This window comes from Colwellia sp. E150_009 (assembly GCF_053543955.1).
Window position 1 is genome coordinate 45,048 of the sequence record NZ_JBHFOM010000028.1, and the last position, 10,574, is coordinate 55,621.

At 35.8% G+C, this 10,574-nt stretch carries 8 protein-coding genes; 5 read left to right on the top strand and 3 right to left on the bottom strand.

Annotation, left to right across the window (positions count from 1 at the left end):
• Positions 1-6: 6 nt before the first annotated feature.
• Positions 7-777, top strand: a complete 771-nt coding sequence (locus ACE1OF_RS12940) for a peptidylprolyl isomerase (RefSeq protein WP_448895006.1) — start codon at positions 7-9, stop codon at positions 775-777.
• Positions 778-873: 96 nt separating this feature from the next.
• On the opposite strand, the gene ACE1OF_RS12945 is transcribed toward ACE1OF_RS12940, so the two are convergent.
• The 3 genes from ACE1OF_RS12945 to ACE1OF_RS12955 form a co-directional block, all read right to left on the bottom strand.
• A complete protein-coding gene (locus ACE1OF_RS12945) occupies positions 874-2,154 on the bottom strand; it encodes an ammonium transporter (protein WP_448895007.1) in 1,281 nt (426 codons plus the stop codon).
• 54 nt (positions 2,155-2,208) lie between these two features.
• Positions 2,209-2,547 (bottom strand): P-II family nitrogen regulator, encoded by a 339-nt coding sequence (gene glnK, locus ACE1OF_RS12950; protein WP_448895008.1) that lies wholly within the window; start codon positions 2,545-2,547, stop codon positions 2,209-2,211.
• Between the two features lie 364 nt (positions 2,548-2,911).
• Complete coding sequence (locus ACE1OF_RS12955; protein ID WP_448895009.1) at positions 2,912-4,855, bottom strand: tetratricopeptide repeat-containing diguanylate cyclase; 1,944 nt, start codon at positions 4,853-4,855, stop codon at positions 2,912-2,914.
• Between the two features lie 445 nt (positions 4,856-5,300).
• Between ACE1OF_RS12955 and ACE1OF_RS12960 the strand changes: the two genes are divergently transcribed.
• The 4 genes from ACE1OF_RS12960 to ACE1OF_RS12975 all read left to right on the top strand — a co-directional run bounded on the left by ACE1OF_RS12960 (position 5,301) and on the right by ACE1OF_RS12975 (position 10,382).
• Positions 5,301-7,679 (top strand): TonB-dependent receptor, encoded by a 2,379-nt coding sequence (locus tag ACE1OF_RS12960; RefSeq protein ID WP_448895011.1) that lies wholly within the window; start codon positions 5,301-5,303, stop codon positions 7,677-7,679.
• 53 nt (positions 7,680-7,732) lie between these two features.
• Positions 7,733-9,094: a 5-methyltetrahydrofolate--homocysteine methyltransferase gene (locus ACE1OF_RS12965; protein WP_448895012.1), complete on the top strand. Its 1,362-nt coding sequence runs from the start codon at positions 7,733-7,735 to the stop codon at positions 9,092-9,094.
• Positions 9,095-9,458: 364 nt separating this feature from the next.
• On the top strand, positions 9,459-9,920 hold the full coding sequence (locus tag ACE1OF_RS12970) for a Fur family transcriptional regulator (RefSeq protein WP_448895013.1): 462 nt from the start codon (positions 9,459-9,461) through the stop codon (positions 9,918-9,920).
• A 255-nt stretch (positions 9,921-10,175) separates the two neighbouring features.
• Positions 10,176-10,382: a ParD-like family protein gene (locus ACE1OF_RS12975; RefSeq protein WP_448895014.1), complete on the top strand. Its 207-nt coding sequence runs from the start codon at positions 10,176-10,178 to the stop codon at positions 10,380-10,382.
• Positions 10,383-10,574 lie beyond the last annotated feature (192 nt).

Here is a 10,574-nt window from a genome sequence, read left to right on the forward strand (position 1 = left end):
ATAAACATGTTTAAAAAATTATTTTATACTCTACTATTATTCATTAATTTAACATGCGCTGCTCAGGCAACTATTGTTGAATTTAAAACCTCGCAAGGTGTTATTCAAGTAAATTTATTTGATAAATCTACCCCAAAAACAGTGGCTAACTTTCTGCAGTATATTGATGAACAACACTACACAAATTCGTTAGTACACCGTGTTTCAACTGGTTTTGTTGTTCAAGGTGGTGGGTTTACCTTTGAAGGTGCTTGGCCTTTAACCCGCCTTGAAACGAATAACCCAGTTATCAACGAGCCAATCTATTCAAATGTTAAAGGCACCATTGCGATGGCTAAACTTAGCGGTAGCGCTAATAGTGCAACTGACCAGTGGTTTTTTAATTTAGCTAATAATGCCAGTCAATTAGATATTCAAAACAGTGGATTTACGGTGTTTGGCCAAGTGATTGGTGACGGCATGAATGTTATCGAAAAAATAACACAACTTAAATTATGCAATGTAGACTATTTTCAAGGCATACCAATGGTAGTTAATGAGGAACAACAATGTGCTGACTTAGCTTCTCCAGGCATTGAGAACTTTGTCGTCATTGAGAATATTACGATTATTGACAGCTCTGAAGCCACTGCTGACGATTTAAATCCAATCAAAAACACGTTACTTGCAACGACTGGCGAACCAACATCTCCTATAAATAATGGTAGTTGTGGTTCTTTCACTTGGTTTTACTTACTGTGTTTACTCTCATTTACGGTAAAAAAACATATTGGTTAAATCAAAAAAAGCAGCGAAAAGGCTGCTTTTTTATGTTTAGTAATAAAGTAATTAGCCAACTCGCTTTGACTTGGCTAATCGTTATTTAGAGAACTATTAACCTCTTGTAAATTCTGGATATGCTTCCATACCACAGTCAGAGATATCACCACCCTCATACTCTTCTTCATCACTTACACGAATACCAATAATGGCTTTAAGTGCAAACCAAACAATAAAGCTAGTTACAAAGACCCAAACAAAGATGGTTGCTGCACCAATTAATTGACCGCTAAGTGTAGCGCCTGTATTAGTTAATGGCACAATAAGTAAGCCAAACAAACCAACAACACCATGAACTGAAATCGCACCCACTGGATCATCAATTTTTATTTTGTCTAAACCAATAATTGACAGTACAACAATAATACCCGCGATTGCTCCAAATATTGTTGCCTGTAACGGTGATGGAGTTGAAGGTTCTGCAGTTATAGCAACAAGACCAGCCAACGCACCGTTTAATACCATAGTTAAATCTGCTTTTTTGAATAATATTTTAGCTAAAATTAGTGCACTTATCGCACCTGCCGCTGCTGCTGCATTGGTATTTAAAAACACCATAGCAACTGAGTTGGCACTGTTAATATCAGCAAGCTTTAATACTGAACCACCGTTAAAACCAAACCATCCCATCCATAAAATGAACGTACCTAATGTTGCCATAGGTAAGTTAGCACCTGGAATAGCATTCACTTTACCATCTTTCGTGTATTTACCTTTACGTGCGCCAAGTAGTAATACCCCTGCTAAAGCAGCTGAAGCACCAGCCATATGAACAATACCTGAACCAGCAAAATCAGAAAAACCTAAGTCGCCAAGCGTATATAAACCAAATACGGCATCGCCATTCCAAGTCCAACTACCTTCCATTGGGTAAATAAAACCAGTTAGCACAACAGTGAAAGCTAAGAAAGCCCATAGTTTCATGCGCTCAGCTACAGCACCTGAGACAATTGACATTGCTGTCGCAACAAACACAACTTGAAAGAAAAAGTCGGCTGCATTTGAGTAAACTGAACCACCATCAAAACCCGCTTCAGCTGATTCAGCTAATACCGCACCAACTAATGCTTCAGCATCAGTTGCACCATCGAGGCCTATTCCATTTAAGAACACCCCACCACCATACATAATGTCATAACCAACAACTAAATACATAATGCAAGCAATGGCATACAATGCAACGTTCTTTGTTAAAATTTCAGTAGTATTTTTAGCGCGTACTAAACCTGCCTCTAACATTGAGAAACCTGCTGCCATCCACATAACTAGCGCACCACAGATTAAAAAGTAAAAAGTATCTAAGGCGTATTGAAGTTGAAAAATATTCTGTTCCATAATTTATCCTATAATTGTTATATATGTATTGTTCACAATTGAGACGAATAGAGACTAAATAGCCTCAGAACCTTGCTCGCCAGTACGAATACGTATTACTTGTTCAAGGTTATAAACAAAAATTTTGCCATCACCAATTTTACCTGTATAAGCCGCTTTACTAATGGCCTCAACTAAACGCTCTACAATGTCGTCATTGACTGCTATTTCAAGCTTAACTTTTGGTAAAAAGTCTACTTGGTATTCTGCACCACGATATAATTCCGTATGTCCTTTTTGACGACCAAAACCTTTCACTTCACATACCGTTATTCCTTCAACACCAATTTCAGAAATGGCTTCACGAACATCATCTAATTTAAATGGCTTAATAATCGCATTAACTATTTTCATTGCAGACCTCTACTTAATAATTTTTTGGGTAATATTGAACTAAGTAATTCAATTCATGTGCCACAAAAATTAATTAATAAATATCAACAAGTTGACTCTATATTTTATTTTCATTAATGAATGGACGCACCAAAAAAGCACATTAACAAAAGATTGAGTTTTTATTTGGTGCAAAAAGAGAGGGTTATTTTGGGGCAAAGAATAATTAATATGAAACTGCTAATGGCGACATATATTTCAACCTATTCTTTCTTCTCAAACCAATATGAGTTTTGAAGACTCATATTAACTAGAGATAAGTAAACATTCATCACAACGCATGCACCGAGCGGTGCACTAGGCTTAATTTATCGAGGTGAATTAATTACTCTTCAACAGGGGAGTTTTTTGCATTCAAATTAGACTTATTAGCATATTGCATAGAATCTTGATATTGAATTGCTCTATTCTTACCGCTAGCTTTAGCATGGTACAATGCTTTATCTGCTTGTACATATAATTCAGAACTTGTTTTAGTATTTTTAGATGTTGTTGATAAACCTACACTCACTGTTACTTTAACTTTTTGAGTTTGGTTGTCAGCTACTTCGGTAGTAAACTCATGTTCATTCACTTTATTCACAAATCGCTGGGCAATATGTAAACATTGCACTGCATCTATTCGGGGTAAAACACACAGAAACTCTTCTCCTCCTACTCGGCCAATAACATCATCAATCCTTAGTATTTCTGTACCGATTTCAGCTATTTTTCGAATAACTTTATCACCAAAAGGATGACCGTACAGATCATTGACTTGTTTAAAATCATCAATATCTATCACCATAATAGAAACAGTATTTTTATCTGAACGATTAGCATTAACTAACTTATGTAAAAAATTAAATACGTATCGTCTATTAAAGGAGTTGGATAAAGGATCTCGCACTGACAACCGCGTGAGTTTTTTATTGTGATACCACTGAAAATAAGCTAGAAAAAACATAAAGAACACAAGTAAAAACACAAACGCCATAAGATAATCTTGTATGATATTTGATTGTTTTTGTTGTTCAAACTGAAGTTGCTGTACTTTTGCATTTTGTTGTAACAGAGAAATTTCTACATCTTGTCGTTCTGCTTCTAACGTGCCTCGAATATGCAATAAACGATCTGACATGTTCTTCTTAATTAGTTCAATTTCTTTTTTATTAAACAGCTTTAATAGCTGATAAGCTTCTTGACTATGACCTTGCGCTTCAGCTAATTCTGCACTGATTTCATATAACTCAATTTGCCAGTGCGTGCCTGTTAGTTCAGGTAACGTGTCAAAAATATCACTCGCTTTATCTAAAGCTGTTTGTGCTTCATCTAATCGTCCTAGCTTTAGTAAACACTGCGATTTCCGTTTATATAACTCTGCTTTGTAATCAATCAAGCCTTCTATACTAATAGCATAATCAATAGAAATCAGCGCTTGCGAACAATCGCCTTGTTCCGCTTTACTCATAGCAATGCCATAAGCGGCATAAAATTTACCATCAATATTATTAGGGCTAAAATCAATATCTTCCTGATAACGTTGATAATATTCAATCGCTAGCTCATAGTTTTTCCAATAACGGTAAGTTGAAGCTAAACCATAAATGGCTTCAACTTGATGAGCTGGATACCCTAGCTGTTGATAACTCGATAACGCTTTTTGATAATATTCTATTGATTTTTCATAATCATGCATATAACCATAAATTGCCCCATACACTTCATTAATCTTTGCAATTAAAAACTCGTCATGTATAGCAAAAGCCTCAAGGTAAGCTTGCTGCAATTCTGTTAAGGACGTTTGATAAATTTGGGTTAAACTTTTGGTATAAGCAAGCTCTTGTTTTGCCAGCACAGCCAGATATGTATACTTATGATTAAGTGCAACTTGTTTAGCTTTCTTTAATATTGTTTCTGATAGTCTATATCGCCCTTGGCGCTGAAGAATCACGCCACGGAATATATCTAAATTAATCATAATTTTTGCGGGAGTTTGCTGACTTACCGAGGCGACTGCCTGATTAACCGTTTGCTCAAACCTGTCAAAAAAATATAATAAATTTTCTGCTTGCGCTTTACGTAATAACCACCATGATTTGTAGTGATCAGACATATCGTCAAGCTGCTCACTTTGGGCCAGCAATAATTGATATGTTTCCCATGGTTGAGAATTTAACTCATGTTCCATTTTTTCCAGTGCCGTGCTGTCTGTTAATTTCGCTGCACTAGCAACAAAAAAACAATGACTGAAAAGCACAAAGACAATACTTTGAAAAACTAGCCGCAAAGTGATTCATTCCTTAAAGGTTACCGTTTCTACGCCCAAGCAACTCACAGCATATCGCGTATAAAAACATAGCCTAACATGAAGTTGAGGGGTTATTAAATAAGAAATTAAATAGTTAAACTTAACTGTTAAATAATTTATTAAAATTATTAATGAAAAAAACATTACTTTGTTTACTAGATGACAACGCTCGAAGCAATTTGTCGAATTTCGTCTATCATATTCACCATCATTACTAGCATTAAAACGCCTAAAAATCACCAAATATTATTTTTATAGAAATATTTATATCAAAGTACATAAATATAATTAACAACGGTTAAAAAACAATAAAGAAATGCATAAATACCAGTCAATATAGCCTTATTACAACCATTAATATTATTGCCTTTATAATTGTGATGATATAACATAACATCTTTAATTTTTAACACTGGAGAATGTGATGTTTAAAATATCACGTATAGCGGCTTTTATTGGCTTGCTGATACCTACGAGCATAATGGCACAATCAATACAGGGTGAAGTGAAAAACAATGATGGTAAAGCTATTGCAGGAGCCACGGTTAGAGTTGAAGGAACAAGTGCTGTCACTATCACTGATAAAAATGGTCAGTTTACTTTTCATGATTTAAACGCAGGTAAAAATGAATTTCATATTTCAGCTGCAGGCTTTGCCCACTTGCACCAAAACATTATATTATCAAAAGATGAGGAAAGTACCTTAACGTTAGTTTTATCACGTTCTCCCATTGAAGTAATAGATATAATTTCTACTCCTATGCATATGTCAGTAATGGAATCTGCTGCCCCCGTTAGTGTGCTCACTGGCGAAACATTACGTCGTCAGCAGGCTTCAACATTAGGCGATACCCTTGAAAAGTTGCCAGGTATTCAAACTAACTTTCATGGTAGTGTTGCTAGTACTCCCATTATTCGCGGCTTAAGTGGTCCACGAGTAATGATTGCACAAAACGGCTTAGATTCTAGCGATGTATCAAGAGTAGGTCCTGATCATTCCGTTGCATCAGAAGCTTCGACATCTCAACAGATTGAAGTACTGCGCGGTCCTGCAACCTTATTTTATGGTAGCGGTGCTATCGGTGGTGTGGTCAATGTAGTTGATGGTCGTGTACCAAAAGACAGTAGTACGCAAGGTGAATGGTTACTTGAAAGTAACTCTGTTGATGATCGCAAACTTGCCTCTTTTAATCTAACTACAGGTACAGAATCGTTTGGTTTTTATGTTGATGGTTACTGGCGTGAGTCAAATGATTATGAAATACCTGTTGAAGCAGAATTAGAAGGTGATGGGCATGAAGAGCATGAAACGGGCAACTTTACTGTTGCGAACAGTGCTGAAAAGTCTAATGGCCTTACATTAGGCACAAGTTATTTGTTTGATGAAGGATATATTGGTGTTGCTGTAGAACAATTTAACCGTGAATACGATGTTCCTGGCCACTCACATGGCGATGAAAGTGTTTATGCAGATTTAGAACAAACCCGAGTTCAAGTATTAGGCGAATACAGCTTTAAAAACCAATTCATTAAAACCGTTAAATTAGCTTCAGGTTTTACTGACTATGAACATGCGGAGATAGAAGGTGGCCAAACAGGGACATTATTCGAAAATGAAACTCAAGAAGTAAAGCTTGATGTTATTCATACGCCTTTAAACGATTGGAACGGAGGCATTAGCTTTCATTTTAAAAATAGCGAAGTAGCAGCACAAGGAGAAGAAGCTTTCACACCGCCGTCAAAAACTCAAACTTTCGCATTAGGATTAATGGAAGAAAAACATTTCGGTGATGTATTATTACAACTTGGTGCACGCATTGAACATATAAAATTAACGGCAGATGATGTTTTATTACCTACTTTAGAAGCGCATAACCATGATGAAACTGAAGACGACCATGACCATGACCATGAGGAAGAAACAAGTAGTACTAAAGTATACGCAGTTGAACATGAATTCACTCCAGTAAGTTTATCCGCAGGCATAGTATGGAACTTTACACCAGGTTATAACTTAGGTTTGTCACTTTCTCGTTCTGAACGTGCACCATCAGCTTCTGAATTATTATCTTTTGGACCCCATATTGGCACAGGTTCTTATGAAGTAGGGGCCTTGTTTTCTTCCAATGCCAATAATGGTGTTATTGGTTTAAGTAATGAATTAATTGACCTTGAAACGGCTAATAATATTGATCTAACCTTCAGAAAAACAAAAGGTGATATCGCCTTTGTATTCAATGCATTCTATAACCAAGTAGATAACTATTATTATCAAAGTTTTAGTGGTCTTTATGCTGAAAGTGGTCATAACCATGGCGAAGAAGAGCATGATCATGACGAACATAGCAATGAATTACCTGTTTATATATTCCAAACAGATGATGTTGTACTACATGGTTTTGAAGCGCAAGTAGCTTGGCAAGTAAATGATACTTTCAAAACAACAGTATTTTCTGATTATGTTCGCGCCAAGCTAGAAGACGGAGGAAATTTACCGCGTACACCACCTCTTAGGTTAGGAACTCAGTTTAGTTATGAAACCGAACAACTAAGTGCTCACCTTGATATAACTCGTTACCAAGAACAAGACGATATTGCTGCTACTGAAACAGCAACCGATGGTTACACCCTAGTAGATGCCAGTGTTTCATACGACTTAGAAATAATGAGCCATGATGTTGCTCTGTATTTAAAAGGCACTAATCTAACCGACACAGAAGCAAGAGTGCATACTTCATTTATCAAAAATATTGCACCACGCCCAGGTCGTAGCATTGCTTTGGGGATTAGAGGCTATTTCTAATCAAAAATAGTAATAACAATTTGATTAAATTTACTAATTAAGGAAAATAACTGATGAACAAATCTTTTCAACTTAACTTTATTGCAGCCTCTATAGCTGCATTATTCCTCAGTGGTTGTGGTGATGCTGAAACCACTATTATTGAAAAGACCCCAATAGAAGTGCCTGATGAACACGATCATGACGAATACACCATTGAATCACAGGGACGGCTGGCCGTACTCTCTGCCGAAAGCAATGTTACAACGTTATATGATTTAGATGATGGCGACTTACTCGACTCATACTCTTTAATTCATGATAGCAACGTATTGACTGCTTCTGCAGATTATCGTTTTGCCGTAATTGCCAGTAGAAGTAATGATTATGTTGGTTTTATTGATAGTGGATTATGGCGCGAAGATCACGGTGAGCATTTGCACGATTATAAACAAGCCCCTGCAATGAGTGATTTTGAATTAAACAATAGCCGACCAACACATATCATTAAAAATGACGGTAAAATGGTTGTTTTTTATGATGGTGATGCAGAATCAGGAGTTTCATCTTCGGTACAGGTGTTAACAGACACAGATATTAGTGGACAAACAAGTGAATTACCACATATTGATTACAGTATTAATATGCACGGTGTTGCAGAGCCTAAAGGTGATTATTTACTTAGTACAGTTCGTCGCGACGATGCCGAAAGTACATCAGCTGCCAAAATTCTTCCCGATCAAGTGGGTGTTTATCACTTACATGATAATGAATATGAACAAGAACAACTTTTAGACATAACTTGCCCTGATTTACATGGTGCTGCACAAAATGAAGATTATGTTGTATTTGGCTGTAGCGATAGCATTTTAGTTGTCCATCAACATGACGATGACTATGAAGCAGAAAAAATTGCTAATATTGCTGATTTAGACGGTTTGCGTATAAGCACACTTTACGGCCATGAGGAAAGTGCATCATTCATTGGCATCGCTTCTGATCACAGTAGTAGCAACGCCATATTGTTTAGTATTAACCCTGAAGAAGGCGAAATAGAAAAACTTGAATGGCAGCTTGGTGATGGTGCCAGCCCAGTATCTTACGCTTTTTCACATGAAGCAGAAAATTTTTTAATATTGGACAGTGCGGGCTACCTAAACATTTTAAGTGCTCATAATCATGACGGTGAAATTCACTGGGAACTTGAACAAAGTTTAGATATATCAGAGGAAGATGTTTCAACTATGCCTGAAGGTATGTCATTTAGTTTGACTGTGTCGCAAAATGGTGACTATGCATACGTAGCAGATCCTATTGCAAAACATATTTTACAAATAGATTTAGAAACAATAAGTATTAAAGGTGATATTGAAATTAGCTTTATTCCTCAGTCTTTAATTTGGTTAGGTATTGCTGAAGAAGAACACGAACATTAATTCAGCGACTAATCACTAAAGTATTAAAAACGCAGATACGAATAACTAAATGTTTACTAATTAACGAGAAACTTTATTAAATAATGAAGTTTCTCGTTTAGCAGGCAAGCATACCTGCAAGCTACAAATAACACCTGCTTATATCACATTAACACTTATATCTAAGCGATATAAAAATATATGCCTTACTCTTTACTCACTTAACTACTCTAAAACTCGCATATTAAGACAGTTTGCGTATATACTAACGTTATGAAAGAGAATCAAATCTGCTAGAATACCGTTACCTTTATCCATAACTGCAATGTAAATTAAAGGCATAACAACACTTAACGCGACAAACTAAATAAGTTTGAGATATAAAATGAATAACGTTGATGAAATTATCATACATGCTGAACAGTATTGCAAAAACCATGGTGCGCGCTTAACACCTAAAAGAAAACAAGTTCTATCATCACTTGTTCAGTCGGAAAAAGCACTTTCTGCCTATGAATTAATAGCTCTATTTGAACAAAGATCTGGTGAGAAAATACCAGCTATGTCTGTATATAGAATCTTAGAATTTCTAGAAAATGAACGACTCGTACACAAATTAAGCTTAGCGAATAAATATATCGCCTGTTCCCATATAACATGTGATCATGAACATGGTGTCCCACAATTTTTAATCTGTGGTACTTGTAACCAAGTAAAAGAAATCACGATAGATAAATCTACCATTAATGAACTCAAGAAAAATGTAGAAAGCGCAGGCTTCCAGCTTGTTAGCCCCCAATTAGAAATGAACTGTGTTTGTAATCAATGCTCAAACACGCCCGTATAGTAAAAACTAATTAAAATAGATAAAACTCACCGCAATCTGTAAATATACACCGTATGACCTCTCTATTTATGATTGGTCCATACTATTACTGACTAAATTTTTTGTTAAACAGTACTGTAGCAATTTTTTCAATCCCCCCTACTCCCAACATCTTTTATTAATATTAATTTTAACGCTTTTTATTGACACTAAACCTAGCTACAAATACAATACGAATAACTACATTTTGTAGCAAAATATATCAAAGGATATAGTATGGGTATAGTGAAAATTTCAGATGAACTTCATGAAGAAGTAAGAAAAAATAGCACCGTAATGGAACGTTCTATCAATTCGCAAGCTGAGTTCTGGCTAAAAATAGGTAGGTTAGCAGAGCAAAACCCGACTTTAACTTATGAAGAAATACTCAAACGTGAAATGAAAACTCAAAACGTTACTACGGTTAAACTGGTTAATGAATAAAATATTAATTAAAACACAAGATGAAATCGCACTTATGCGTAAGTCAGGATACTTACTCGCAAGTGTTGCGTATTCTCATGACTTTGATCACCGATTCTCATCAGCTTTGATCACTTGATTTATCATTTTGTAGAGCCAACTTTACATTAACTTAACTGATCATCATCAGTCAATTCATTTAATTGTTTTCGT

Bases quoted from the DNA above. Each gene is read 5' to 3' on its own strand.
- ACE1OF_RS12970 (WP_448895013.1), top strand. From the start codon at position 9,459: ATGAATAACGTTGATGAAATTATCATACATGCTGAACAGTATTGCAAA.
- ACE1OF_RS12940 (WP_448895006.1), top strand. From the start codon at position 7: ATGTTTAAAAAATTATTTTATACTCTACTATTATTCATTAATTTAACA.
- ACE1OF_RS12960 (WP_448895011.1), top strand. From the start codon at position 5,301: ATGTTTAAAATATCACGTATAGCGGCTTTTATTGGCTTGCTGATACCT.
- ACE1OF_RS12945 (WP_448895007.1), bottom strand. From the start codon at position 2,154: ATGGAACAGAATATTTTTCAACTTCAATACGCCTTAGATACTTTTTAC.
- ACE1OF_RS12965 (WP_448895012.1), top strand. From the start codon at position 7,733: ATGAACAAATCTTTTCAACTTAACTTTATTGCAGCCTCTATAGCTGCA.
- glnK (WP_448895008.1), bottom strand. From the start codon at position 2,547: ATGAAAATAGTTAATGCGATTATTAAGCCATTTAAATTAGATGATGTT.
- ACE1OF_RS12975 (WP_448895014.1), top strand. From the start codon at position 10,176: ATGGGTATAGTGAAAATTTCAGATGAACTTCATGAAGAAGTAAGAAAA.